The organism is Nostoc sp., assembly GCF_036917975.1.
Lineage (GTDB): Bacteria > Cyanobacteriota > Cyanobacteriia > Cyanobacteriales > Nostocaceae > Nostoc.
This window is the reverse complement of record NZ_JBALEJ010000004.1, coordinates 218241-243558: the sequence shown is the minus strand read 5'-3', so window position 1 is coordinate 243558 and position 25318 is coordinate 218241. Positions and strand designations below refer to the sequence as shown.

General features: G+C 41.9%; 23 protein-coding genes and 1 pseudogene. 18 read left to right on the top strand and 6 right to left on the bottom strand.

The features are described from left to right. The first annotated feature begins 128 nt into the window (after positions 1-128). The gene (locus V7K76_RS01850) at positions 129-674 is read left to right on the top strand and encodes an NADPH-dependent FMN reductase (RefSeq protein ID WP_334779320.1); all 546 of its coding nucleotides are present in this window, start codon (positions 129-131) and stop codon (positions 672-674) included. Between the two features lie 51 nt (positions 675-725). Here the strand turns inward: V7K76_RS01850 and V7K76_RS34535 are convergent. Further along, positions 726-815, bottom strand: a pseudogene (locus V7K76_RS34535) (IS982 family transposase); the annotation flags it as partial. Between the two features lie 318 nt (positions 816-1133). Next, the gene (locus V7K76_RS01840) at positions 1134-2246 is read right to left on the bottom strand and encodes a ferrochelatase (RefSeq protein ID WP_334779322.1); all 1113 of its coding nucleotides are present in this window, start codon (positions 2244-2246) and stop codon (positions 1134-1136) included. Positions 2247-2601: 355 nt separating this feature from the next. Between V7K76_RS01840 and V7K76_RS01835 the strand changes: the two genes are divergently transcribed. The 3 genes from V7K76_RS01835 (at position 2602) to ilvB (ending at position 6647) form a co-directional block, all read left to right on the top strand. Continuing rightward, a complete protein-coding gene (locus V7K76_RS01835) occupies positions 2602-3225 on the top strand; it encodes a hypothetical protein (protein WP_442936216.1) in 624 nt (207 codons plus the stop codon). An 89-nt stretch (positions 3226-3314) separates the two neighbouring features. Beyond that, positions 3315-4592, top strand: coding sequence for an MFS transporter (locus V7K76_RS01830; RefSeq protein WP_334779323.1), 1278 nt, complete (start codon positions 3315-3317; stop codon positions 4590-4592). A 141-nt stretch (positions 4593-4733) separates the two neighbouring features. Continuing rightward, complete coding sequence (gene ilvB, locus V7K76_RS01825; RefSeq protein ID WP_334779324.1) at positions 4734-6647, top strand: biosynthetic-type acetolactate synthase large subunit; 1914 nt, start codon at positions 4734-4736, stop codon at positions 6645-6647. 137 nt (positions 6648-6784) lie between these two features. Here ilvB and V7K76_RS01820 read toward each other — a convergent pair whose 3' ends face one another. The 3 genes from V7K76_RS01820 to V7K76_RS01810 all read right to left on the bottom strand — a co-directional run bounded on the left by V7K76_RS01820 (position 6785) and on the right by V7K76_RS01810 (position 9982). Next, positions 6785-8062, bottom strand: coding sequence for a ribulose bisphosphate carboxylase small subunit (locus V7K76_RS01820; protein WP_334779325.1), 1278 nt, complete (start codon positions 8060-8062; stop codon positions 6785-6787). A 122-nt stretch (positions 8063-8184) separates the two neighbouring features. After that, positions 8185-8652 carry a GAF domain-containing protein gene (locus tag V7K76_RS01815; RefSeq protein WP_334779326.1) on the bottom strand — a complete coding sequence of 156 codons (468 nt, stop codon included), beginning with the start codon at positions 8650-8652 and terminating at the stop codon, positions 8185-8187. Between the two features lie 661 nt (positions 8653-9313). Further along, a complete protein-coding gene (locus V7K76_RS01810; RefSeq protein WP_334779328.1) occupies positions 9314-9982 on the bottom strand; it encodes a ribonuclease T2 family protein in 669 nt (222 codons plus the stop codon). A 172-nt stretch (positions 9983-10154) separates the two neighbouring features. Here V7K76_RS01810 and V7K76_RS01805 point away from each other — a divergent pair, with 172 nt between their 5' ends. The 14 genes from V7K76_RS01805 to V7K76_RS01740 all read left to right on the top strand — a co-directional run bounded on the left by V7K76_RS01805 (position 10155) and on the right by V7K76_RS01740 (position 24658). Beyond that, complete coding sequence (locus V7K76_RS01805; RefSeq protein ID WP_334779329.1) at positions 10155-11321, top strand: pyridoxal phosphate-dependent aminotransferase; 1167 nt, start codon at positions 10155-10157, stop codon at positions 11319-11321. Positions 11322-12286: 965 nt separating this feature from the next. Next, positions 12287-13012, top strand: coding sequence for a phosphoadenosine phosphosulfate reductase (cysH, locus tag V7K76_RS01800; protein ID WP_334779331.1), 726 nt, complete (start codon positions 12287-12289; stop codon positions 13010-13012). Positions 13013-13080: 68 nt separating this feature from the next. Then, the gene (locus V7K76_RS01795) at positions 13081-14334 is read left to right on the top strand and encodes an exonuclease SbcCD subunit D (RefSeq protein WP_334779332.1); all 1254 of its coding nucleotides are present in this window, start codon (positions 13081-13083) and stop codon (positions 14332-14334) included. A gap of 376 nt (positions 14335-14710) precedes the next feature. After that, on the top strand, positions 14711-15340 hold the full coding sequence (locus V7K76_RS01790) for a restriction endonuclease subunit R (protein WP_334779333.1): 630 nt from the start codon (positions 14711-14713) through the stop codon (positions 15338-15340). A gap of 93 nt (positions 15341-15433) precedes the next feature. Beyond that, positions 15434-15712 carry a type II toxin-antitoxin system HicB family antitoxin gene (locus V7K76_RS01785; protein WP_334779334.1) on the top strand — a complete coding sequence of 93 codons (279 nt, stop codon included), beginning with the start codon at positions 15434-15436 and terminating at the stop codon, positions 15710-15712. 425 nt (positions 15713-16137) lie between these two features. Beyond that, positions 16138-17295: a sulfate ABC transporter substrate-binding protein gene (locus V7K76_RS01780; protein WP_334779335.1), complete on the top strand. Its 1158-nt coding sequence runs from the start codon at positions 16138-16140 to the stop codon at positions 17293-17295. Between the two features lie 84 nt (positions 17296-17379). Next, complete coding sequence (locus V7K76_RS01775; protein ID WP_334779336.1) at positions 17380-18381, top strand: PstS family phosphate ABC transporter substrate-binding protein; 1002 nt, start codon at positions 17380-17382, stop codon at positions 18379-18381. A 49-nt stretch (positions 18382-18430) separates the two neighbouring features. Further along, positions 18431-19372 carry a phosphate ABC transporter permease subunit PstC gene (pstC, locus tag V7K76_RS01770; protein ID WP_334779337.1) on the top strand — a complete coding sequence of 314 codons (942 nt, stop codon included), beginning with the start codon at positions 18431-18433 and terminating at the stop codon, positions 19370-19372. A 6-nt stretch (positions 19373-19378) separates the two neighbouring features. Further along, positions 19379-20278 (top strand): phosphate ABC transporter permease PstA, encoded by a 900-nt coding sequence (pstA, locus tag V7K76_RS01765; protein WP_334779338.1) that lies wholly within the window; start codon positions 19379-19381, stop codon positions 20276-20278. Between the two features lie 51 nt (positions 20279-20329). Continuing rightward, positions 20330-21157, top strand: coding sequence for a phosphate ABC transporter ATP-binding protein PstB (gene pstB / locus V7K76_RS01760; protein ID WP_334779339.1), 828 nt, complete (start codon positions 20330-20332; stop codon positions 21155-21157). A gap of 251 nt (positions 21158-21408) precedes the next feature. Next, entirely contained in the window at positions 21409-21633 is a 225-nt protein-coding gene (locus V7K76_RS01755) for a hypothetical protein (RefSeq protein ID WP_334779340.1), read from the top strand. Then, positions 21602-21883, top strand: a complete 282-nt coding sequence (locus V7K76_RS01750) for a type II toxin-antitoxin system RelE family toxin (RefSeq protein ID WP_334779342.1) — start codon at positions 21602-21604, stop codon at positions 21881-21883. Before V7K76_RS01755 ends, V7K76_RS01750 begins: the two co-directional genes overlap by 32 nt. A 115-nt stretch (positions 21884-21998) precedes the next feature. Continuing rightward, complete coding sequence (locus V7K76_RS01745) at positions 21999-22424, top strand: hypothetical protein (protein WP_334779343.1); 426 nt, start codon at positions 21999-22001, stop codon at positions 22422-22424. Positions 22425-22528: 104 nt separating this feature from the next. Further along, the gene (locus V7K76_RS01740) at positions 22529-24658 is read left to right on the top strand and encodes a single-stranded-DNA-specific exonuclease RecJ (protein ID WP_334779344.1); all 2130 of its coding nucleotides are present in this window, start codon (positions 22529-22531) and stop codon (positions 24656-24658) included. Between the two features lie 173 nt (positions 24659-24831). On the opposite strand, the gene psb30 is transcribed toward V7K76_RS01740, so the two are convergent. Further along, on the bottom strand, positions 24832-24975 hold the full coding sequence (gene psb30, locus V7K76_RS01735; RefSeq protein ID WP_069068686.1) for a photosystem II reaction center protein Ycf12/Psb30: 144 nt from the start codon (positions 24973-24975) through the stop codon (positions 24832-24834). Positions 24976-25318 lie beyond the last annotated feature (343 nt).

The window sequence follows — 25318 nt, the reverse complement described above, 5'->3', positions numbered from 1 at the left end:
TCCCCAATTCCCAGTAGATATTAATTTGACACATTCTGACACAAATCGCTAAGATAGGCATAGTCATAACGATTCCGTTTTTTAAGAAATCTGGTACTAGTAGCTAATTAATAGTTTGTGGGTTAATTATGGTCAGAATTATTGGCATTGGTGGTAGTTTAAGAGCCAACTCTTATACCCAGCTTGCTTTACAAGTAGCAGTGCAAAGGGTAGAAGCCCTGGGTGCAGAGGTAGAAATTCTCGATTTACGGCAGTTGCAGCTACCATTTTGCACTGGTGCAAAAGAGTATTCAGAGTACCCAGATGTTAAGCGGTTGCAGGATACTGTCAGTCAGGCTGATGGATTAATTTTAGCGACGCCTGAGTATCATGGTAGCGTTAGTGGTGTCCTGAAAAATGCTCTTGATTTGATGAGCTTTGAGCAATTATCTGATAAAGTGACGGGGCTAATTAGCGTCTTGGGTGGTCAGCCTAATAGCAACGCCCTAAATGACCTACGGCTAATTGTTCGGTGGGTACATGGTTGGGTAATTCCTGAACAAATTGCGATCGGACAAGCTTATGGTGCTTTTAGTCCTGAAGGCAAGTTGCTAGATGAGAAGCTATCTCAAAGATTTGATCAATTTGCTCAGAGTTTAGTTGATAACACTCGCAAACTGCGGGGCGTAAATTAATTGTCGGGTGGGCAAGTAAAAACACACCTGCCCTGGCGAATGGAATTCGCGGCTCATCCCACGACGACAATCTTCATCGTGTCCGATCGCTTTTAACAAGTCGTCGGTGATAGCATAGATGGTAATTATTTCATTAAGCATTTCTTTCTTTTCTCTGTGTCCTCTGCGTCTTCTCTACGAGACGCTACGCGTTGGCGAAGCCTCTCGCAGAGAAGGCGGTTCGTTAAAAATTTGACTTTGATAACAGAGTTTTAGCCTTAACTGAACCGTATTGCATTATACGTAGGTTGGGTGGGGGCTTTGCGTAACCCAACCTACAATTTTTTTGCTGAACCGTATTGGGGCATAAGAGAAAATACAGATTCAATAAAAAATCCCACGCCTTGAAACGTGGGAGATTTCAAATAAATACACCAAAAATTTTAGTAGGTGGGCAAAGCCTTGACCACCCGATAAAGCTTAATGATGGTGATGATGATGATGCCCAGCTAATTGGGGATTAACTGCCAAAGTTTGCTCTGACAACAGCTGTGTAATATGAGTATCAGCCCATTGAGCCGCCATTGCTAAAAATTCTGGGTGGTCGTTGACGCAAGCCATTTGCACGTAGTTTGTACCAGGATGCTGTTTTTCTAAAGCATGGATGATATGATGCACATCCAATAGAGTTTCGTGGTTTTCTGTGGCAAAGCCAATTGGCATAAATATCACTACTTTCGCACCCAATTGGATCAGGTTATTTGCAGCTTGCTCTGCATTTGGCTGTGTCCAATCAATTAGGGGTGTGTCATGATTTAGCCAACCCACAGAGATTAGGGGATAACGGTTAATCAACTTATCCCGAACTAAATCGTACATTGCTTCACTTTCGGCAATCCCAGAAGTAAAGCCTTTAGCTTTGTGGGGACAGCCGTGGTTCATTAGCACAATGCCGATTTGAGAAGGTAGATAAGCTGCGGCTAACTCAGCAATTTTCTCTTCAACCAGATGAGCCATCAAATCGATGTAAGCTGGTTCGTTGAAGAAAGAAGGGATGTAGCGCTGTGCTTTAACCCAGTGTTCTTCACCATCAGTTAACTCAACGAGAGCGTTGTTAACTTGCTCGATCGCAATACCACTGGTAAAGATAGAATCAACAACTAGCAGTGGGTAAATTAGCAGCTTGTCGAAGCCTTGGTTTTTGATTTCTGCCAAAACTTGATTGGGTAGAAAAGGGGCACAGAAGTTGAAAGCCTTGAAAACTTGAACCTTATCACCCCATTTTTCTTGTAAATTCTTTTCAATGCCAGCTCGCTGCTGTTCAAAGATGGCATTGTGTGGGGAAATAAAATCGTGGTGTGTATGTCCCCACTCGTGGCGGTCAAATAGCGCCAAAAGCTTTGCTAGGGGGGGATAAATCCAGGTTGGTACTGGTGCAAATTTTGCTGTCAGTAGATTTAAAGCCTGTTCGTTATAGTTGGCGAAATCTTCGTAGCTTTCGACTTCGCCGTAGCCCATGAGCAATACGGCTACACGGTCTTTACCTGATAGATGCTCGTGAGTATGTTGTACTTTTTCCGGCGTGGCAACCACAATGAGTTCCTCAATATAACCAGAGTGCAGAGAGATTTAGAGCTAGGGAATAGTTTAGACATTTTCCCTACTAGTAACTTATTATCCCATCCGGGGGGATAGGATAGGTGGGAAAATCCTAATAATACATCAAAAGACATACAAGATTTACGCACAAGTAACAGAAAATCTAACCACAGAGACACAGAGAAGCCAGTGCGTTGGGGAGCCAGCGCGGTCTTGGGGGTTTCCCCCATGAGCGACTGGCGTCGGGTTCCCCGACTTGTAGCAACTGACGTGACACGGAGGAATAAGAGTTTGAGAGATATTTTGCCTAAGTCCTGAATACAAAACTTACGTGGGGTATTGGGTGGGTATGCAAAATTTATCAAAGGTAGTGTCACGGTTGAGTATAATTATTTGCCCTGGAATTCATGAGCCAGAGTTAACTGAAAGCTTTAGAGTAGAGTTGTTAGATTTAGTTTCTCAGAGTGCGAGACCTGCGGTGAGCTACGCTAACGCACCCAATTACGCAAATATACTGATTTATCCGGGTAAAGATGTTTTAGTTTTATCAGCATTGCACATTTTGCAGTTTTTGCGCGATCGCTTGACCAACTCTCCAGAATCATCAATCATATTCATTAGCTTTAGTGCTGGCGTCGTTGGGGCAATAGGGGCAGCGCATTTGTGGCAACTCTTGGGTGGTCGTGTCAAAGCGTTTATTGCTATAGATGGATGGGGAGTACCACTACAAGGGAATTTCCCTATTCATCGGATGAGTCATGATTATTTCACTCATTGGAGTTCCTCTTTGCTAGGTAGTGGGCAAAATAACTTTTATGCAGATCCCGCAGTCGATCATTTATCGATTTGGAAATCTCCCCAAACTGTACAAGGCTGTTGGGTAGATTCTTCCATTGAGATTATTCCACCCAAAGGTCGTCTAACAGCTGCGGAATTTTTGCTTATGCTGTTAAAGCGCTATGAAGCAAATTAATCCGGACAATGGAGTAATTAAACAGGAGTTAGTCATTAGTCATTGGTCATTAGTTCCCCGACTCCCATCTACCCAAAGAAAGTATCTAAATGTTTCCAACTGAACCGGCTGCTGTTAATAACGGATTTGGCGCACTGCTAAAAAACCGTGCTTTTATGTTCCTGTGGTTTGGACAACTGGTGTCTCAGTTAGCAGATAAGGTCTTCTTTTTGATGCTGGTTGATCTGGTAGTAGACAAAAACAGTAGCTACTTTCCTCCTGCGGGAGTAGCAAAAGAATCGATGTACCCCATTTTGATGGTGGCGTTTACCATACCAGCAATTTTATTTGGTTCAGCAGGGGGTGTATTTGTCGATCGCATACCGAAAAAGCTGATTATGATCGGCTCTGATATTTTACGCGGGCTATTGGTTATCGGGCTTGCCTTTTTACCAAGGGATTTTCATATACTTCTGCTCATTACTTTTGGGGTTTCCACCGTTACCCAATTTTTTGCCCCAGCCGAACAAGCGGCGATTCCTTTACTGGTGAAGCGAGAGGGTCTAATAGCAGCTAATGCGCTGTTTACTAGCACAATGATGGGTGCTTTAATTGTCGGTTTTTTATTAGGAGATCCGTTGCTGAGTTTGGCTGAAACTGGTATAGCTAAAAACTATGGGCCAGAGTTAGTGGTGGCCCTACTATACTTCTTGTCGGCTGTAAGTATGCTGCCGATTAACTTTCGGGAAAAAAAATCATCGAGCGAAATTCTAGGCGATCGCATCGACCTTTGGGCGGACTTTAAAGAAGGTTTACGCTACCTCAAGAAAAACCGTTTGGTGTTAAATGCAATGCTGCAAACTACAGTTTTATACTGCGTCTTTGCCGCCTTGATGGTACTTGCCCTTCCCTTGGCACAAAAGTTTGGTTTACAAGGAAAGCAATCTGGACGCTTTATCGCCGCAGTGGGAATTGGTATGGTTATAGGTGCTGGCGTTTTGGGTCATTGGGGTGAAAAAATGCATCACAAACCTTTACCCTTAATCGGCTTTTTGGGTATGGCACTTATTTTGGCTGTGGTTTCCTTCACCAATAGTCAAGTATTAGCACTCGGATTTTGTATTTTACTGGGTGTGAGTGGTTCTCTAATTGGTGTACCAATGCAAACTCTCATTCAGCAGCAGACTCCACCAATTATGCGTGGTAAGGTTTTTGGCTTTCAAAATCATGCCGTTAATATAGCCCTTTCCGCACCACTGGCGATTACAGGCTGGTTAAATCAAGAGTTTGGCTTGCGAATTGTCCTGATCGCAATGAGTCTTGTAGTTGCATTTGTCGGTATTTGGGCTTGGAAAAATACCCGCAATGTCTTGCAAGACGTAATTTAATTAATGTAGGCTAATAATCTAGCTTTAATATTTAGATAATTAGAATATGAAATTCTCGGAATTTAATTGAAGTTTTCCATTAAAATGAAATCTTAACTACAGAATTCAGCATTAAGTTTAGCTATAGTCTGAGGTTTGACCGTGCGTTCACGAAGTGTCTCCGCAGGAGAATCGCTCTCCCCAATTAGTCTCCCACAAACCGAGAATCACAAACAGTCCCGTACTTCTAGCCCGCCAGTCGTGCCCAAACGTGCATCTGGCGGTTTTGCTCTGCTTGACAGCCTTCATCGCCACGGCGTTGATTATATTTTTGGTTATCCCGGTGGAGCAATTCTACCAATTTACGACGACCTGTATAAGGTGGAAGCAACTGGTGCTATTAAGCACATTCTCGTGAGACACGAACAAGGTGCAGCCCATGCTGCTGATGGTTATGCCCGTGCCACAGGGAAAGTCGGAGTCTGCTTTGGTACTTCTGGGCCAGGAGCAACTAACTTGGTGACAGGCATCGCCACAGCCTACATGGATTCAATTCCAATGATTGTAGTCACGGGACAGGTAGCACGTCCGTCGATTGGTACAGATGCGTTTCAAGAAACCGATATTTACGGAATTACCCTACCGATCGTCAAACACTCTTATGTAGTGCGTGACCCTAAAGACATGGCGCGAATTGTCGCCGAAGCCTTCCACATCGCTAGCACTGGGCGACCGGGGCCAGTTTTGATTGATGTCCCCAAAGATGTGGCCTTAGAAGAATTTGACTATGTACCTGTAAAACCAGGTTCGGTAAAATTACGCGGTTATCGTCCCACTGTCAAGGGAAATCCTCGGCAAATTAATGCTGCAATCCAGTTGATTACCGAAAGTCGCCGTCCGCTATTGTATGTGGGTGGTGGTGCGATCGCAGCCGGTGCCCATGAAGAAATCAAAGAACTAGCTGAATTATTCGATATCCCTGTCACCACAACCTTAATGGGGATCGGTGCATTTGACGAACATCATCCCCTCGCTTTGGGAATGTTGGGGATGCATGGCACCGCTTACGCTAACTTCGCTGTGAGTGATTGTGACTTGCTGATTTGCGTCGGCGCTAGATTTGACGATCGCGTTACAGGTAAATTAGACGAATTCGCCTCCCGTGCCAAAGTAATTCACATCGATATCGATCCGGCAGAAGTCGGCAAAAATCGCATTCCCGAAGTGCCCATCGTCGGCGATGTGCGGAACGTGTTAGTAGACTTGTTGCGTCGATGCAAAGAAGCAGGCGTCAAGGCTACACCGAATCAAAACCAAGAATGGCTGAATCTAGTTAATCGTTGGCGCGAAGAATATCCTCTCATCGTGCCGCATCATCATGACAGCATTTCCCCTCAAGAAGTGATTGTAGAAGTCAGCAACCAAGCACCCCACGCTTTCTACACCACAGATGTGGGACAACATCAAATGTGGGCAGCACAATTCCTGAAGAATGGCCCAAGACGCTGGATTTCTAGCGCTGGTTTGGGAACGATGGGTTTTGGCTTACCTGCGGCGATGGGTGCGAAAGTGGCATTTCCTGATGAAGAAGTCATCTGTATCAGTGGTGATGCTAGTTTCCAAATGTGTTTACAGGAACTAGGAACCCTTGCACAGTATGGGATAAATGTCAAGACGATAATTATCAATAACGGTTGGCAAGGGATGGTACGCCAGTGGCAGCAAGCCTTCTATGGTGAGCGTTACTCATGCTCTAACATGGAAGTAGGGATGCCAGACGTAGAATTATTGGCAAAAGCTTACGGGATTAAAGGGATGGTAATTAGCGATCGCACTGAATTAAAAGATGCGATCGCCGAAATGCTAGCACACAAAGGCCCCGTGATTGTGAATGTTCACGTCACCAGAGATGAAAACTGCTATCCAATGGTAATCCCTGGCAAGAGCAATGCTCAAATGGTCGGCTTGCAGAAGCAAGCGCCAAAAGGTACATCAGAGCCAGTGTATTGTAGTCACTGCAATGCTAAAAATGCTCCTACTCACAACTTCTGTGCTGAGTGTGGGACAAAGTTGTAACACTGTGTTCTCTGCGTCTCATAAGGTTGAATTAATTATTGTTTAACCACAGAGGCGCAGAGAGCGCGGAGAGAAAAAGAGATTTTACCATACTCAGTACTCAGCACTGAGTGTTATTGTTACTCAGCACTGATACATTAATTTTTCCCATTGGGACGCTGAATAATCGTCTCCACTACCCGCCGCTTGGCTTTTGGATCGATACCTACTAAACGTACATACTCACCGCTATATTCTGTGAGAGTTGATTCCAAATTTGAGATTGCATCAGACTCAGCATCAATATGGCTATTAACACAACTTTGCCAAGAACCTGTGCGAAAACGGCGTTCATCAACGTGTTCAATACTAATTTTGTAACCCTGAGATAATAATTGCCGAATCTGTTCTTGTGTCTCTAGGGTCAAATGTGGACTCGATGCTTGTTGTTTTTGCTGGAATCCATTAGTTTTTACTTCTGGGGTTGCGCCATTTGATGGCTGACTAGTTGGTGTCACCGCAGCAGGTGGTGCAGATTGATAATAATTTCTGCCTCGATTTAGTCGGTTGTACTCATCAACCAATTGGGAATTTTCTACCCGTTTGTGTTCGCCAACCATCAAGTTACCAGACTCGATTAAATGAGACAGGGTGAAATTGGGCTTTTTAAATTCTGGTGGCCCTTTAACGCTGTTAACCACATTCAAAGATACCTGCTCAAAACCGACTTTATGGATATAGTTGCGGATTTGTTCGTCATAAATGCGCGATCGCAAAGCGCTAAAAAAGTCGATAGACTGATTGATAAAAGTATCAACTAGCTGTTCAACTTCCCGTGACGACAGTCCGTCGGGTTCAAAAATCCCCTTGACAATTCCCACTTTGTCATCTCTATCTGGTTCCCAGTAGAATTTATCCATCCGTCCATCCCGAATTAACGGTGCATAGAGGGTAGAAAAATCATTACCTGTGACGATAATCGGCACACGAATTAAAGGCGTGGAATCATAGCTTCCCGGCAACTGCACATCTGTAGGATTATCAGCAATATTCATCAGTGTGGCATTTACCAACTGGGTATTTACAGTATATTGAGTGCCTTCATCAAAGCGTCCAGCGCCAGCATCTAAATCGTTAATCATCAGTACACACATTTTGCCGCGTACTTTAATGAGTTCTGCTGTTTCTCGATAGCGCAGCCGAATCAACCGCGCTGGATCTCCTGCATCTGGACTTTCTAATTCGCCGCCAGATATTAGAGTCACCTCAATACCCATTTTTTCAAAGACTAACTCACATTGAAATGTTTTGCCCTCACCTTTGCGTCCATGAATTCCCAAAATTAAGGGTACTCGCACGCCAGGAAGCTTCAAAAAGTTTTTAGTGATGTGGACAGCAAGTTTGTCCAAAAAGCGAGGAGCGATGTAGTAACCCATGAGTTTATCTTATGAAGAATTAACACTTCTAAACTTAATGTTAAGTTTTTTTTGGGGATAGCGATCGCTTTTCTTTCACACAGGACACAGTTTAGCTTTAAGCATCCTTTTAGCTATTCCTGTTAACTGACGATTTTTCGGCTAATGGCATCTCCAATCTCCATCAGTATCTCTTCCTGTTCTGGAGTAAATTCGTAGGGAATTGGCTTGGCAATGCCCAAAGTACCATACAATTGGCCATTCAGCATTAGCGGCACAGTGATAGAACCTTCTACCTTGGTTTCCTTTGCCGAGGGTCTGGCCACACCCGATTCATCGGTTTGTAAGTTGCAAATCTGCACAGGTCGCTGACGTTCGGCGGCAACACCAGCCATTCCTTTACCAATGGGAATTACCGTCATTTTAGGCAACAGGAATTCTGGAATGCCCTGGTAAGCCTTTAGGTGCAATAACTGGCTATCTTGATCTAGGGTATGGATAGTACCTGTAGAACAGTCGAAAGCAGCCAGGATTTCGGTCAGCAGCCGATTCCAGTCGATGGCTGGGTCTGACAGGGCATCAAAAATTGCTTTGGTATCTGAAGTCGTCATAGTGGTATTGAAGAAGAATTCAGAAGTCAGAATTCAGGAGTCAGAATAAATCAGTCGGGGATTCAGACCCGCGACTGATAGCGTAGCGTTAGCGAGTCCGCGAGCGTCTTGAAGACCACCAAATTTCCAATTTGGTGGGGGTGCAAAAACGCCGATTATTCAGACGCTCGTTCGCGCAGCGTGCCGTAGGCAAGACTCGCTAACGCTGCGCTATCCGCCAGTCGCACAGAAAACATTGCTGAATTCTAACTCCTGACTCCTGAATTCTGGTAGATAAATTCAGATGCGGTACAACATTATATCGCGAGGTCTTGGGACACGGCAGTGCCCATTGGTGTCAACTTAACGTGAAACCGCTTGTCCGCCGGGAATTGAAATTCCCGTATAATAGCTAAAGTTATCTGAAGATGACTAAATATCGCCAAAAATCTCCAGTCTACTTCAGTAGACTTTAGCTAAAAGCCCGGGAATTTATTTTTGAAGTAATAAGTCATAAATAATGAGTAATGGGTATTACTCATTACTCATTACTCATTAATTTATTCCCTGGCGGGCATGGAAGCCAACAGATAAGCTATTTCCAGCTTAAGTTGACATCAATGAGAAGGGTCGTCCCCCGCACTCTGCCCCATGCCCAATGCCCAATGCCCAATGCCCATTTTTATCTAACGTTTCTCACTAAAAAATCTGGCTGACCACAACTTTTTTGCGATCGCTTCAAAATCTCGGCGCTACAAATACCAGGTTCGCCATTTTTGGAATAACAAAAGAAGACTTCTTGCAAAAATCTTCCTGAACCAGAACAAAAAGGTGCTACACCATCAGCAGTAATTTGATTATTCGCACTCACAAATGAATTTTTAAAATTTGTAATTGTGGTACGCACGGGTTTATTGGGACGATTATAAGCTGCGGGAATAGCGATCGCATCTTTTAATTTTTTACTCAATCCCAAGTATTCCGCAGGAGTTTTCCCCGAACAAGTACCATGTTTTTCCCATTCATGATCGTAAAGTTTATTACTAGGATACAAATTGGGAAACTGCCGCTTTACTTCCGCCGGTAATTTTTGTGTAGAACAATTAGCTGGATAACCAGTTTGGTACTGCGGCCACAAACCATGTAGTACAAAACCGAGTTTCCTTCCAGAACCACACTGCTGCGGATCGCGAGTACCACTTGTCGCACAATAATCTGGCGACCAAGAAAGTGTCAGTACATAAAAGTCAAATTTTCCCGGAGTACCGCGATTTTGAGCAATGGCAGCATTCGGTATAAAAAGACTAGTAATTAACAGAGAAGATGCAATGAAAAGTTTCTTAACCTGCATATAAACACTGGTTTTATTCTAAAATTAAGTTTATACAAGATACATGCTTAAGAGTCAAGAATTCTTTCCCACTCCCCGATCCCCAGTCCCCAACAAATTCAGAAAAAGCAAATCTTGGTATGGATTCTGGGATATCCTTAGATAAGTGAAAGATTTGCCAAAAATAGTAAGAATGAAGCTGGCAGCAAGAGTAAGTCAGGTAACACCTTCATTAACCTTAGCGATCGCAGCCAAGGCTAAGGCACTGAAGGCAGAGGGAATAGATGTTTGTAGTTTTAGCGCTGGAGAACCAGATTTTGATACCCCAGCGCATATTAAAGCCGCAGCAGTCAAAGCTTTGGAAGAAGGCAAAACCAAATATGGTGCAGCAGCCGGAGAACCAAAGTTAAGGGAAGCGATCGCCCATAAGCTTAAAATTGATAACGGTCTTGATTACAAGTCTGAGAATGTCATCGTCACCAATGGCGGTAAACATTCTCTGTACAACTTGATTGTGGCGCTAATCGATCCAGGTGATGAGGTAATTATTCCTGCACCCTACTGGTTAAGTTATCCCGAAATGGTGACTTTGGTCGGTGGAGTTTCGGTAATTGTGCCCACAGATGCCACGACGGGTTATAAAATTACTCCCGAACAACTCCGTAAAGCAATCACGCCGAAAACAAAGCTATTTATCCTCAACTCTCCATCTAATCCTACAGGGATGGTTTACACGCCAGATGAAATCAAAGCACTGGCGCAGGTAGTAGTTGATGCAGATATCTTTGTTGTCTCTGATGAAATTTACGAAAAGATTCTCTACGACGGTGCAGAACATATCAGCATCGGTTCTCTAGGAAAGGAAATTTTTGACCGGACTTTGATTAGTAATGGGTTTGCGAAAGCTTATTCTATGACTGGGTGGAGACTTGGTTATTTAGCAGGCCCAGTAGAAATCATTAAAGCAGCCAGTACCATCCAAGGACATAGTACATCTAACGTGTGTACCTTTGCCCAATATGGGGCGATCGCAGCGCTACAAAGTTCTCAAGATTGTGTCGAAGAAATGCGTCAAGCCTTCGCTAAACGCCGCCAGGTAATGCTAGACAGACTCAACGCCATTCCCGGTTTGAGTACCGCAAAACCAGACGGCGCTTTTTATCTGTTCCCAGATATCAGCAAAACCGGTCTAAAATCCCTAGAATTTTGTGACGCTTTGTTGGAAGAACATCAAGTTGCAGTCATTCCCGGAATTGCCTTTGGCGCAGATGACAACATTCGCCTTTCCTACGCCACAGATTTGGCGACGATTGAAAAGGGGATAGATAGATTAGAGAAATTTGTCAAATCGCGTATTTAGTTAGCTGGATCAGCATTCATCTCACACTCATAAAAGTGAGTGTGAGATGAATGCGAGTGAGGTGACGACTATCCCTTTTTGAATGTGTACTGAGTAATCTTTTTCTTACTCATCACTCAATACTGAGTATGGTAAAGGAAATAGCGATCGCATCCCTATTAAATAATTCGTAATTCGTAATTCGTAATTCGTAATTAAGTTTTGTGAAAGCGACGCGCAAAGCGAGTCTGCGATAGCGCCGGCGGCAAGCGAGTACTCGAGCGTCGCGTCCGGGGATTTAGACCCCGACCCAAAACTTGCCGGTTATTGAACCGGGGGATTTAAACCCACGGTACTCGGTTGAAAATTCTTTGATTGCAAAACTGCGTAAAAACGCTGAAAGTCACAGCAGAAAGTTAATACACACGGATTGATCTGGATGAAAAAAGTAAAAATCCCACTCAGTTTTGAGCGGGACTATGTGAAGTCTTATTACTAAAATTAGAAATCTCGATCTTAGAAAAAGTTCATGATTGTAATAACCCCAACGCTGGTTAATATCATTAAAGCGCCCATAATTATAGACTGGCCTAATGGATTGCTAAATTTTGCGTTGTTCATTTAAGTAAAATCCCTTTTATTAATAGTCCCTTAACCATATCAAAATCAGTATAAATATCTATAAAAGTATTGCAAAACTTAAATTACGTTAACCTTTCTTAATAAATAATTTATTTATGCTTATGTAATAATTTTTACTTGATGTTGAGCATTGAAAAGAGGCGGAGAGGAAAATTCTTCTCCCTTGCTTTGTCCCCAGTCCCCAGTCCCCAGTCCCCAGTCCCCAGTCCCCAATTCCCAATCCCCAATCCCAAAATGTAGTAATTTCCACACAAAATAATTACCTTATCTCCGAGCGGAATACGCGTCTTAATGAAGTAAGATCGATCTTAATCAAGGTAGAAATATTTGAATAGAAGATTATCATGACAGTCTCCACGGCATCTAGAAACCAAGCGATCGCTTTTGACTTAGACAAATTAAATGAGCAATTTGAAACTGCCACTCCCAAAGACATACTGGCATGGTCTATAGAAAATATCCCAACGGGACTGGTGCAAACAAGCGCCTTTAACGTGGATGACATGATAATTACCCATATTCTTTACAGTGAACTGAAGCATCCCGTTCCTGTAATTTTTCTTGACACCTTGCACCACTTCCCTGAAAGTCTAGAATTGGTAGCCAAAGCCAAACAAATCTACAACCTAGATTTGCAAACTTTCAAAACTCCAGATGTAGATACCCGCGAAGCCTTTGAAGCCAAGTACGGCGATAAACTTTGGGATAAGGATATTGCCAAATTCCACCACATTACAAAAATTGAACCACTGCTACGAGGTCTAGACGAACTCAATAGCGTCGCTTGGATTACCGGACGCCGCCGCGACCAAGCAGTAACCCGTGCGAATATGCCCATATTTGAATTTGATGGTAAAGGTAAGCTGAAAGTAAATCCTATAGCTACCTGGACACGTCAAGACAGCTGGGTTTATGTAGCTGAACACGGAGTCATCTACAACCCTCTACACGACCAAGGTTATCCCAGTATCGGCGACGAACCTATCACCACCAAAGTAGGCGAAGGTGAAGACGAACGCGCCGGACGCTGGCGGGGAAGTGATAAAACAGAATGCGGAATTCATATTTAGTCATTGGTCATTTGTCATTTGTCATTAGTATTAGACAAAGGACAAATGACTAAGAACAAAGGACAAATATGATTAAAATCCTCCATCTCTCCGATATCCACATGGGAAGCGGCTTTTCCCACGGACGAATTAATCCCACGACTGGATTAAATACACGATTGGAGGATTTTGTCAATACATTGTCTATATGTATTGACCGAGCGCTAACAGATGCAGTTGATATGGTGATATTTGGTGGCGATGCTTTCCCGGATGCTACACCACCGCCTTATGTACAACAAGCTTTTGCTAGCCAGTTTCGCCGTCTGATGGATGCCAATATTCCGACAGTGCTGTTGGTAGGCAACCACGACCAACATTCCCAAGGACAGGGAGGGGCGAGTTTAAATATTTACCGCACTTTGGGAGTGCCAGGATTTGTTGTTGGTGATACATTAACTACTCACTGCATCCAAACCCGTAATGGCAAAGTGCAAGTAATTACTCTGCCTTGGCTGACTCGTTCCACCCTGATGACTCGCCAAGAGACAGAAGGTTTGTCTTTGGCGGAAGTCAACCAACTATTAACGGAACGTTTGCGAGTTGTTTTAGAAGGGGAAGTCCGACGTCTTGACCCCGATGTGCCTACTATTCTTTTAGCTCACTTGATGGCTGATAATGCAACCTTGGGCGCAGAGCGCTTTTTGGCAGTAGGTAAAGGCTTTACTCTACCCCTATCTTTGCTGACGCGACCTTGTTTTGATTATGTAGCCTTGGGACACGTCCACCGCCATCAAAATCTGAATAAATCCAACAACCCGCCGGTAATTTATCCAGGGAGTATTGAGCGGGTAGATTTTAGCGAAGAAAAAGAAGACAAAGGCTATATAATGCTGGAACTGGAGCGGGGAAGCGCTGAATGGGAATTTTGTCCCTTAACAGTTCGGACTTTCCAAACCATTGAGGTGGATATCTCGAAAGCAGATGATCCACAAGCGGTGTTAATGAAAGCGATCGCCAAGTATGATATTGAAGATGCTGTAGTGCGGCTAATTTACAAACTCCGTTCTGAACAGATGGATTTAATTGACAGTTCCTCTCTACATACTGCTTTAAGTCCCGCTCATACCTACACCATTCAAGCAGAGTTAGTAAGTCAATTAGCCAGGCCCCGCATTCCTGAATTGAGTGCAAGTAGCAGCATCGACCCAATGGAAGCGTTAAAAACTTACTTAAATAATCGGGAAGACCTCAAAGACATCGCAGTATCAATGATGGATGCAGCCCAGAAGTTGCTAGCAGATGAAGTGGAAGTTTGGCTGGAAGCAGCAACTAATGAGTAGGTTAACAATTCAAAATTCAAAATGACGCTCGCAGACTCGCTAACGCTGCGCTAACAAAATTCAAAATTAAAGACATTTCAGACAGGGATTTAGCGAGAAACGCGGTCTTGGGATGCATCCCAAGTGGAGCGATTTCTCAAGACAAACCCCGACTGAAATGGGTGCTACATGTAGATTGCAGGTTCTTAAACCCTTTAATTTACAATAAAATGATTCGTAATTAACAATTATTTTATTATGGAATAACGTAGACGCTTCTCTACGAGAAGCTACGCGAACGGCTTGCCGCAGGCTACCGCAGAGGCGCGGAGGGCACGGAGAAATAAGAGTTTTAGAGGTGTTTTGTGTCAGTCCTATTTTCTACTTTCCAAAATCTATGACGCAAACAATCCAAGCAAAGGTCATCGACTTACGCTATTTAATCGATAACTTTGGTATTCAGTTAGTTTTAGATGACTCATTTTTTCACGAATGGCAAGAAAATTTACCAGAAATTAATGATTTAGACAAACAACTTTTAGACAAGGTGAAAATGGGTTATTTAAATCTTCTTAATTATCCACCTTTACTAGAAGATGTAGTTAGAATGGCAGTTGTAGACCCATTACTTTTTATTGGGGATTTTTATCTAGCCCCGTTTTATGTAAAATCAGAAGAATCTATAGATATTGCTGTACCAGATGAAGATGTAATCATTAAAGGCAGAATAGATACCTTAGTTTTGAAAGAGCAATTATGGGTGATGATTATTGAGTCTAAGAGAGCTTCCTTTTCAGTTGAGCAAGGACTGGCACAAATTCTTGCTTATCTGTTAGGAAATTCGTATATTGATAAACCCAGTTTTGGAATGATTGCCACGGGAAGCGAGTTTATTTTTGTCAAGTCAGTGCAAGGAAATCCACCGCGTTATGCTTTATCAAAGGGTTTTTTGATGCGAAACCCTGGAAATGAATTGTACGAGGTGCTACGTATATTGAAGCGCCTGACTCAGTTGGTGAGTGCTTAAATCTTATAGCTTGATTATATATTCTCACAGGATGCGCGATCGCTCTTTCAATAATGAGAGAATATACTATCTATAAATTTAGGGAAGTTGATAATGAAGCGTGAATTTAATGTAATTATCGAACGAGATGCAGATGGCTACTTTGTTGCTTCCGTCCCAAATCTTCCTGGTTGTCATACGCAAGCTAAAACTTTAGATGAGTTGGTGGAACGCATTAGAGAAGCGATTGAACTTTGTCTAGAATTTGAGGAAGAACAGCAGGATTCACTCGACTTTGTTGGTATTCAACTAATTGCACTAGCTTCCCTCTCCTTTATAAGGAGAGGGATTGAGGGTGAGGTAAGCCAGGGACATAAATTGTATGTTATTTAATTTTTATGCCTAAGTATTGATGATTTTGAAAGCTAGATATTATATACAAATAATAGTCGTAATGAATAATAGTCGTAATGAGCGCGATCGCTAGATATCATACTTAAGATGTTATTATGCAGCTACTTTATTTTAAAAAAAGCTTTAGTGGCTAAAGAAAGTCGAGTTTCCACTACTATTTTGTATTACTAATCACATATTTTTTAGCAAATATTATGTATATAGCCGGATTGTTTCGCTTTCCAGCAGAACAACCCGTTTTTTGAAATGCCTTGGTAAATCAAATTTATTTGCTACTTTTGATGATAAATTTCTCACTTAATCAAAAAAATTTAATCCAGATGATAAATATTATTCTATATACCCTATAATTCTCATAATCACGGTATCCATGTAGAAATACCGTAGATTTAGGGGTGATTCTAATGAGCAAGTCGCAACAATCGATACAATTAAGTAAATTCCTGAGTGAAGGAATGCAGGCTTATGCCATGAAAGCTTTGCGGACTATACAACTATCCTATCAACATGCAATTAGAAGTTGGTTGAATGGCCGCAGTATCCAAAGCTTTGTAAGTCTGTTTTTAATAAGTATTTTTTTGAGTATAGCAGTTGCCTCCTGTTCTGGAAGCAGTTCAGCTAGCAAAAATGATGTTAAGTTAAAACTCGTTTCATTCTCTGTCACCAAAGCCGCACATGACCAGATAATTCCCAAATTTATCGAAAAGTGGAAGCAAGAACACAACCAAAATGTCACATTTGAGCAAAGTTATGGTGGTTCTGTAGCTCAAGCGTCTGCTGTCATTAACGGTTCCCAAGAAGCAGACATAGTACACTTGGCACTTACCCTCGATGTTAGCAAAATTCAACAAGCAGGTTTAATTAAGTCAGGCTGGGAAATCAAAGCTCCGAGAAGTGGTATTGTGAGTAGATCGGTGGCTGCGATCGTCACCCGCGAAGGCAATCCAAAAGGTATCAATACTTGGGCAGATTTGGCAAAAGATGGCGTGAAAGTGATTGCAGCTAACCCAAAAACTTCTGGTATTGCTATTTGGGAATTCTTGGCTTTTTGGGGTTCGGTGAGTTTAACAGGCGGTGATGAAGCCACAGCATTAGATTATGTCACCAAAGTTTATAAAAACACCCCTATTCTGACAAAAGATGCCCGTGAAGCAAGCGATTTATTTTTCCAAAAAGGTCAGGGAGATGTCTTAATTAACTACGAGAACGAGGTAATTTTGGCGGATAAAAATGGGACAAAGTTACCTTATGTTGTACCCCAAGTGAATATTTCCATTGATAATCCTGTGGCGGTAGTAGATAAAAACGTTGATAAACACGCTACAAGAGAAGTTGCACAAGCATTTGTTGATTTTCTATACTCGACAGAAGCTCAACGTGAATTTGCAAAATTACAATATCGTCCTGTTAATCCCACTGTTACCGAAGAAGTAGCCTCACAACATCCGCCAATTAAAACTTTATTTACATCTCAAGATTTAGGTGGTTGGGATATTATTCAGAAAAAGTTTTTTGAAGATGGAGCAATTTTTGACAAAGTGCAAGCTGCAAACAAAGCATAATATTTATTTTTTCATGCAGCATTCTCTACTTGCAGATAGCCAAGCATAAGCAATTTCCTGTAACTTTATCTCAATTGATAATTTATGAGCTTTCGTAGCAGATTCAAGAATAGCTTCTTACTGACGTTTTTAATGATTATTGCCAGCAGTATCACTGCTTGTAGCAGTAATGAGGAAAAGAAAAGTCAGGTGAGCATTGATGGTGCAGCTGTAGGTTTTCCCATTTCTTTAGCAGTTGCAGAAGAATACGGTAAAGTTAAACCTGAAGCTAAAGTAAGCGTTGCCTCAAGTGGTACTGGCGGTGGTTTCAGTAAATTTTGTAATGGCGATATTGATATAGCTGGTGCTTCTCGCACCATTAGAGATGAAGAAATCAAAAAATGTGAAAGTAAGAATATTAAATTTGTAGAGTTACCTGTAGCTTTAGATGGCATTGCCGTGATTGCCAACCGTAAAAATAACTTTGCCAAATGTCTAACTATTAAGGAACTAGGTACAATTTGGGGCGGTAAATCAGACGGCAAAATATTGGCATGGAATCAAGTCAATCCCAAGTTTCCTAAGGAAAAGCTGAAGCTTTATGCTCCATCTTCTGATACAGGAACATTCGATTATATGACTCAAGCCGTGACTGGCAAAGCCAAGAATGGCCGTACAGACTACACTGCCACTCAGAATCAAAACCTTCTCGTACAAGGAGTTTCAGGTGATGTATCAGCCTTGGGTTATGTAGGGATATCTTACTACATTCAAAATCAAGACAAACTGAATTTAGTTGCTGTAGAAAGTCTTACAGGAAAGTGTGAAAAACCAGTTCCGGTGGATAATGTAATTAAAAACATCTATACACCTTTGTCTCGTCCTCTCTTCATCTATGTCAGTAAAAAATCCTTAGATACTAAGCCAGCAGTAAAAGAATTTGTAGATTTTTATCTAGAAAATTCTTGGAAGTGGGTAGATAGTGTTGGTTATGTAGCATTACCTGATGAAGCTTACGTCAAAGTCAAACAAAAATTTGCTAGTGGTGAAACTGGGACAAAGTTTAAAAAAGCAAAACCAGGTGAACCGATCACAAACTTCATTTAATTTAAGTCTCAGGTATTGTAGTTTAGTTTTAGTGAGAAGTTAATTGTTTATGCAAAATACCAATTTTCAAGATGCTCCTTATCTACAATCCAGAGAGTCACTGGAGAAAAATGCCTCGGAAGACATTTCCGAAAAGATTATTGCGGTGATTTTATTTGCTTGTGCTTTAGTCTCGGTTTTGACTACCTTTGGTATTGTCGTAATTATTTTTCAGGAGACATTCAGTTTTTTCCAAGATGTTTCCTTTGCCCAATTCTTTCTTGATACTAAATGGACACCTTTATTTGCCGATAGACATTTTGGTGTTTGGCCTTTGATTAATGGCACTTTCTTAACTACAGCTATTGCAATGGCAGTTGCTATTCCTTTAGGTTTATCTTCTGCCATTTATTTAAGTGAGTATGCTCAACCCAAAGTAGCAGCAATTTTGCGTCCAGCAGTGGAACTTTTGGCGGGAGTACCTACAGTAGTATATGGTTACTTTGCGCTGTTGTTCCTTACACCATTGCTGCGGAATGTTATCCCTCTGGAAATATTCAACGCTTTGAGTGCGGGTTTAATGATGGGGGTAATGATTACTCCTACTGTTAGTTCTATCAGCTTAGATGCTATTCGAGCAGTTCCACGCTCATTGCGAGAAGGAGCTTATGCTTTAGGTATTACTAAACTGGAAACCATTTTTAAAGTAGTTCTACCAGCCGCGCTTTCTGGAATTATAGCCTCAATTATATTGGGTATTTCTCGAGCTGTGGGTGAAACAATGACTGTCCTCATCGCCGCCGGACAGCAACCAAGACTAACTATTAACTTTGCGGAATCAGTAGAAACAATGACAGCCTACATGGCACAAATTTCTGGTGGAGATAGTCCGCGTGGTAGTCTTAATTTTAAGACATTATATGCTGTAGGCGCTGTTCTATTTCTACTTACCCTTGCTCTGAATATTGTTAGTTACTGGATTGCTAATCGCTTTAAAGAAAAATACGACTAAATAGATATGACTACAAGTTATCAACAAGATGATTCTCTAGATTCTGCGGCAGAATTTACCGATAATGTTGAAAGTAGGGAGACATTAGGTAAAGTATTTGAAGTACTTTTTTTGTTAGGATTGCTGATTGGTTTATTTGTCCTAGCTTTGCTACTTTTTGATATTTTTAAAGACGGATTAGGCAGATTTTTGTCACCCGGCTTTCTCACGGAAACTCCTTCTCGTTTTCCTGACCAAGGTGGTATCCGCCCTGCAATTATCAGCAGCATTCTTTTAGGGCTGGTTGTGATTTTAGTCACCGTCCCCATTGGTGTCGGAGCAGCTTTATATCTAGAAGAGTATGCACCTAAAGCTTGGTGGACAGCAATTATTGAGATTAATATCAGTAATTTGGCGGGTGTACCTTCTATTGTTTATGGATTGCTGGGTTTAGGGGTTTTCAATTATTTGCTTGGGTTTGGCCCCGCTTTGATTTCCGGTGCATTGACTTTATCTTTGTTGTCTTTACCAGTAATTATTGTGACAGCTAGAGAAGCTATTCGCGCTGTCCCAGATTCCCTGAGAAATGCTTCTTACGGATTAGGTGTGACAAAATGGCGAACTATCAGCAATCATGTCATACCCTATGCTATTCCCGGTATTCTGACGGGGGTGATTATCTCTGTATCCCGCGCTATTGGTGATGCAGCCTCTCTGATTGTTGTAGGTGCTGTGGGTTTTCTCACCTTTAACCCTGGTTTGTTTCAGAGATTTATGGCATTACCCATTCAAATTTACAGTTATATAACTCGTCCTGAACCGGGTTTTGCTAGTGCAGCAGCAGCCACAATTATTGCGTTGTTACTCTTGATTTTAGTTTTAAATGGTGTAGCAATTTATATTCGGCAACGCTTCTCAATAAATTAGGTAATTAAATATCTAATTGGATATATTCACAGATATTAGGAGTTAAACCAAATGACTTATAGCAATAATAAAATTAAATCAGATAGTGCCACAATCGACGAAAGTAATAGCGTCTTCAATGTAGAAGGTGTGAAGGTCTATTACGGTGGATTTCTGGCACTTTTAGATGTCTATATAAAGATTCCTGATAAACAAATTATTGCTTTTATTGGCCCTTCAGGATGTGGTAAAAGTACCTTGCTGCGTTGCTTCAACCGGATGAATGATTTAATTCCTGGTGCTAAGGTTGAAGGTAGACTAAATTATCGCGATCGCAATATTTACGCTCCGAAGATAAATTCTGTAAAATTGCGCCGCCAAGTTGGAATGGTTTTTCAAAGACCAAATCCTTTCCCGAAGTCAATCTACGAAAATATTTCCTTTGGCCCGCGTGCGAACGGTTATAAAGGTAACGTTGATGAATTGGTAGAAGATTCTCTCAGACGCGCTGCTATCTGGGATGAAGTCAAGGATAAACTCAAAGAGAAGGGAACTGCATTATCTGGCGGACAACAACAACGACTTTGCATTGCCCGTGCGATCGCCATGAAACCAGATGTATTATTAATGGATGAACCATGTTCTGCTCTCGACCCAATTTCTAGCCGCCAAGTAGAAGAACTCTGCTTAGAACTTAAGGAGCAATACACCATTATTATGGTGACACACAATATGCAGCAAGCTTCGAGAGTGGCAGATTTCACGGCTTTCTTCAATACAGAAATTGACGAGCATGGCAAACGTCGTGGGAAATTAGTTGAGTTTAATCCCACAGCGCAAATGTTTAGTTCTCCTCAAACTAAAGAAGCTGAAGATTATATCAGTGGACGTTTCGGTTAAAGAGGCATCACAGCAGAAGGGGAAAGGTAAAAGCCAAGTTCAGTTGTGAGCGACTATTATCAAAACCTTTCCCTTTTCTCTAAATCTAGTTAACTCAATGTCCCCTTAAAAATACTTCTATCTACTGAAATTTATACCTTGAAAGAAATCCCCAAACTTTTGCAGTTTGTTTTTTCGTATAAATTCCCCCCCACTAAAAGCTGATATTAGGTAATATATGTATACATATAACCATAAATAAAAGGCGTACGGTGGAAATTCAAGAATTAAAAGCATTGATTAAAGAAACTATGCGTGAAGTTCTGCAAGAAGAAAGACTTCGACTCTGCCAAATTCTCATTCCTTACATAAGTGATGATGAGCAACGCGAACTTGAAGCCGAATTTGGTGTACCTTCAGATGATGCTGAGGATGAAGTAATTGATATGACCGATTGGGTAAGATATGGCAATAAAATTTCGCAAAAAAGCGATTAAAATTTTAGAAAAAGCCAATCCCGAAGATGTCGAAAATATTCGGGAGCAAATAAACCAAATTGTTATTGCTGTCGAAGACCAAGGTATTATCCCGTTTACAGAACTAGATATCAAAAAGATGAAAGGTGATTGGGAGGGATTTTACAGACTACGTATAGGTAAAAACAGAATTATTTTTACAGTTGATATTGATTCGAGAGACATCGAAATTTATGCCATTGGTGCGAGAGGAGATGTTTATAAAAAATAATTCGTAATTAGTAATTTAATAACTGGAAATTACCAAAGTAATTCTGGAAAAAATACTGAGGCTTGATAATACGAAATTGAAGTAATATTTCAGTTTAGTACTTATACTGTGTATTATGTTTAAGCCTCTTTCATTTGCTTTAGTTGCAGCTACCATTCTAGTAGCAGCAATCAATAATCCCAGTGCTACTTTAGCTCGAACTTGTGCCTCTAAGTGTGGGTCGCACCCAATTCAGTTTACACCTGGGCAATATATTCGGGTTGAAGTTATAAATAGCACACCTAACCCGATAAAAATTCAAAAACCCTCCAGGACTGATGCAATATCCTTGAGTCCAGGGCAGAAATTAAATCTAGAACAAATAGAGGGTACTGAACCAAATACATCTCTGATATTTTGGAGCGAAAAGGGTTTATCACTACAAGCAATTGTCTCCAAACCTAACTTTGGCACGTTGCGGCTCGAACTCCGTCCGACTTGGCGCTCTCCGGGCGATCGCTCGTTATATATTATGGATGATGGTAGGATAAACGTGTTTTAACAGACAAGTTAGGAGTTAGGAGTTATCAGTTATCAGTTAAGAAATAACTTTTAATTCAAAACTCTTAACTTTTAATTCCTAACTTTTAACTCCTAACTTTTATTGTGCTAGACCGACCTGTCTCTGAACTATCAAAGCCTCGCCGACGCTTACCCGATCAGCGCTGGCAGATTTATCCGCAAAAACCAGAATTTGCCCAAAATCTGGCGGCTTTGACAAATATTTCACCCATTGTCAGCCAGCTGTTGATTAATCGGGGTATGGAAACACCAGAACAGGTACAAGCATTTTTAGAGCCAGAGTCTTTAGTTTTGCCTTCGCCGTTAGAAGATTTCCCAGATTTGGCGATTAGTTTGGAGTTGTTGGAAAATGCGATCGCTTCTCAAACAAAAATTGCTATTTGTGGTGATTATGATGCTGATGGTATGACCAGCACAGCTCTACTTTTGCGTAGTCTCCGCACTTTAGGCGCACAAGTAGATTATGCTATTCCCAGCCGGATGCATGAAGGCTACGGTATTAATAAACGCATAGTTGAAGAGTTCCACAGTGAAGGTGTAGGGCTAATTCTCACTGTCGATAATGGTATCTCTGCGTTTGAACCAGTTGCTAGAGCTAGAGAACTTGGTCTTGCAGTAATTATCACCGATCATCATGATATCCCGCAAAAATTACCGCCGGCTAATGCTATCCTCAACCCCAAACTAATAGCTGAATCCTCACCTTATCGGGGTGTTGCTGGTGTTGGTGTCGCTTACATTTTGGCAGTGTCTCTAGCGCAACAGCTAGGGGCGACTAAGGGGTTGATCCAACCGATGCTAGCGCTGTTTACACTGGGAACGATCGCAGATTTAGCCCCCTTAACTGGTGTAAATCGCCGTTGGGTGAAACGTGGTTTACAGCATTTACCCAAATCCCACTTACCTGGCATACAGGCGTTGATTCAGGTAGGTGGAGTGCAGGCGAGGGATGAGGGAGCAGGGGGAGCAGGGGAAGCAAGGGAGCAGGGGAGCAGGGGAGCAGAGGAGAAAATCTCCAATCCAAAATCCAAAATCCAAAATCCAAAATCGTTAAAGCCTGAAGATATTGGTTTTCGTCTGGGGCCGCGAATTAATGCTATTGGTCGGATTGGTAATCCCCAGACTGTGATTGAATTGCTGACTACAGATGATATGGGAGTGGCGCTGGAAAGAGCAATGCAGTGCGAACAAGTCAACGCCTCTCGCCAGGAGATGTGTCAGCAAATTGAACAAGAAGCGATCGCTTATGTAGAGACGTTGCATGCAACGTCTCTACAAGATGACCGTGTATTAATTGTTGTTCAACCAAATTGGCATCACGGCGTTATTGGGATTGTCGCCTCCCGTTTGGTGGAACGCTACGGTGTTCCCGTGTTCATCGGTACTTACGAGGATGAGGGACATATACGCGGTTCAGCACGCTCAATTCCAGAGTTTCATGTATTTGAAGCTTTGGAGTATTGTCACGATTTACTAGGCAAATTTGGTGGACACAAAGCAGCCGGGGGATTCTCTCTACCCACAGAGAATTTACCGATGGTGCGATCGCGTTTGATTGAGTTTGCTAACCAGTGTCTTGAACCCCAGCATCTTAAGCCTCTGCTCAAAATTGATGCCGAAGTCAACCTCAATCACATCAATCAGCAGCTTTATCAACAGCTTAATGCCCTACACCCCTGCGGTATGGACAACCCCGATCCCGTTTTCTGGACACCTAATGTCCAAGTGGTTGAGCAAAAAATTGTTGGTAAGGGTCACATTAAATTGACAATTGCTCAAACTATTGATAATCAGGAGTATAAAATTAAAGCGATCGCCTGGCGTTGGGGCGACTACTTCCGTTTACCACCGCGAGTGGATGTTGCTTACAAACTGCGAGAAAATTACTTTAACGGCAACACTACCATTGAACTAGAGTTAATTGGTGTCAGGTTGCCAATTCAGCTTCAACAATTTTTTGCTTCGCCACCTATTCAGTCAAGCACCAACTTTGAATATAACCAGCGACAGTATACTTGTGGTTTCTATAAAAACGGTATTGAAGCAGAATTAAGAATTAAAAATTCTGAAGGCAAAGTATTAGCTATGCAGCCAGGACATATAATTGGTTTGCTGGGCACTAATCGGCAAAACGCCAAAGAAGTTGATATTTCTCAACCACAGTATGACAATATTATCCAAGCTGCCCTTCAGGCGTTATCAGTTAAGAGTTAGGAGTTAAGAGTTAGGAGTTTGGAGTTTGGAGTTTGGAGTTGTTAATTAACTTATTACTTGTGAATGTGACACTGCGAGTGCTGATTTATGAGTTCCGAGTATGAGTTGAGAAGAAAATTTAATTCCTCACTCTTAACTCCTCACTCCTAACTCTGAATCAGCACTCAGCACTCTTATAGGTTGCCGTTGCGAAATGCCAGCACAAAGATTACTGCTGGGCCAGCAATCACAATTAGCGCCACGGACAGCAATTGGAAGATAACTTCCCAATTGATACTGGTAAAAGCGTTAAACAAGTCAGACACAGCATCAAACATTTTTCCTTTTCTCCTTTCAATTGCCTTAAAAAATTCAATAACTTAATTACAAAACCCGCAATATATCATATCTGGCTACGGGTTGTTAGATTTAATTTACTTAACAAAATTATAAGAAAAGACATAAAAACGTAAAATAGGGGGATTGGGGATTGGGGACTGGGGGACTAGTTCGGTTAATGCAAGAGACGCGATGAATCGCCGTCTCTACAATAATCAGTCTTTCGTTTTGATGGCGATTTATCGTATTTTTGTGATCTCGAATTTTCACAAAAAACCTTAACCGAACCGTATTGGTTCCCAATCCCCAGTCCCCAGTCCCTAATCCCCAATCCCCAGTCCC

What these genes read in the sequence shown, in the direction of transcription:
- V7K76_RS01850 (WP_334779320.1), top strand. Translation starts at nt 129, where the DNA reads ATGGTCAGAATTATTGGCATTGGTGGTAGTTTAAGAGCCAACTCTTAT.
- V7K76_RS01835 (WP_442936216.1), top strand. Translation starts at nt 2,602, where the DNA reads ATGCAAAATTTATCAAAGGTAGTGTCACGGTTGAGTATAATTATTTGC.
- V7K76_RS01830 (WP_334779323.1), top strand. Translation starts at nt 3,315, where the DNA reads ATGTTTCCAACTGAACCGGCTGCTGTTAATAACGGATTTGGCGCACTG.
- V7K76_RS01820 (WP_334779325.1), bottom strand. Translation starts at nt 8,062, where the DNA reads ATGGGTTACTACATCGCTCCTCGCTTTTTGGACAAACTTGCTGTCCAC.
- V7K76_RS01815 (WP_334779326.1), bottom strand. Translation starts at nt 8,652, where the DNA reads ATGACGACTTCAGATACCAAAGCAATTTTTGATGCCCTGTCAGACCCA.
- V7K76_RS01810 (WP_334779328.1), bottom strand. Translation starts at nt 9,982, where the DNA reads ATGCAGGTTAAGAAACTTTTCATTGCATCTTCTCTGTTAATTACTAGT.
- V7K76_RS01805 (WP_334779329.1), top strand. Translation starts at nt 10,155, where the DNA reads ATGAAGCTGGCAGCAAGAGTAAGTCAGGTAACACCTTCATTAACCTTA.
- cysH (WP_334779331.1), top strand. Translation starts at nt 12,287, where the DNA reads ATGACAGTCTCCACGGCATCTAGAAACCAAGCGATCGCTTTTGACTTA.
- V7K76_RS01795 (WP_334779332.1), top strand. Translation starts at nt 13,081, where the DNA reads ATGATTAAAATCCTCCATCTCTCCGATATCCACATGGGAAGCGGCTTT.
- V7K76_RS01790 (WP_334779333.1), top strand. Translation starts at nt 14,711, where the DNA reads ATGACGCAAACAATCCAAGCAAAGGTCATCGACTTACGCTATTTAATC.
- V7K76_RS01785 (WP_334779334.1), top strand. Translation starts at nt 15,434, where the DNA reads ATGAAGCGTGAATTTAATGTAATTATCGAACGAGATGCAGATGGCTAC.
- V7K76_RS01780 (WP_334779335.1), top strand. Translation starts at nt 16,138, where the DNA reads ATGAGCAAGTCGCAACAATCGATACAATTAAGTAAATTCCTGAGTGAA.
- V7K76_RS01775 (WP_334779336.1), top strand. Translation starts at nt 17,380, where the DNA reads ATGAGCTTTCGTAGCAGATTCAAGAATAGCTTCTTACTGACGTTTTTA.
- pstC (WP_334779337.1), top strand. Translation starts at nt 18,431, where the DNA reads ATGCAAAATACCAATTTTCAAGATGCTCCTTATCTACAATCCAGAGAG.
- pstA (WP_334779338.1), top strand. Translation starts at nt 19,379, where the DNA reads ATGACTACAAGTTATCAACAAGATGATTCTCTAGATTCTGCGGCAGAA.
- pstB (WP_334779339.1), top strand. Translation starts at nt 20,330, where the DNA reads ATGACTTATAGCAATAATAAAATTAAATCAGATAGTGCCACAATCGAC.
- V7K76_RS01750 (WP_334779342.1), top strand. Translation starts at nt 21,602, where the DNA reads ATGGCAATAAAATTTCGCAAAAAAGCGATTAAAATTTTAGAAAAAGCC.
- V7K76_RS01745 (WP_334779343.1), top strand. Translation starts at nt 21,999, where the DNA reads ATGTTTAAGCCTCTTTCATTTGCTTTAGTTGCAGCTACCATTCTAGTA.
- psb30 (WP_069068686.1), bottom strand. Translation starts at nt 24,975, where the DNA reads ATGTTTGATGCTGTGTCTGACTTGTTTAACGCTTTTACCAGTATCAAT.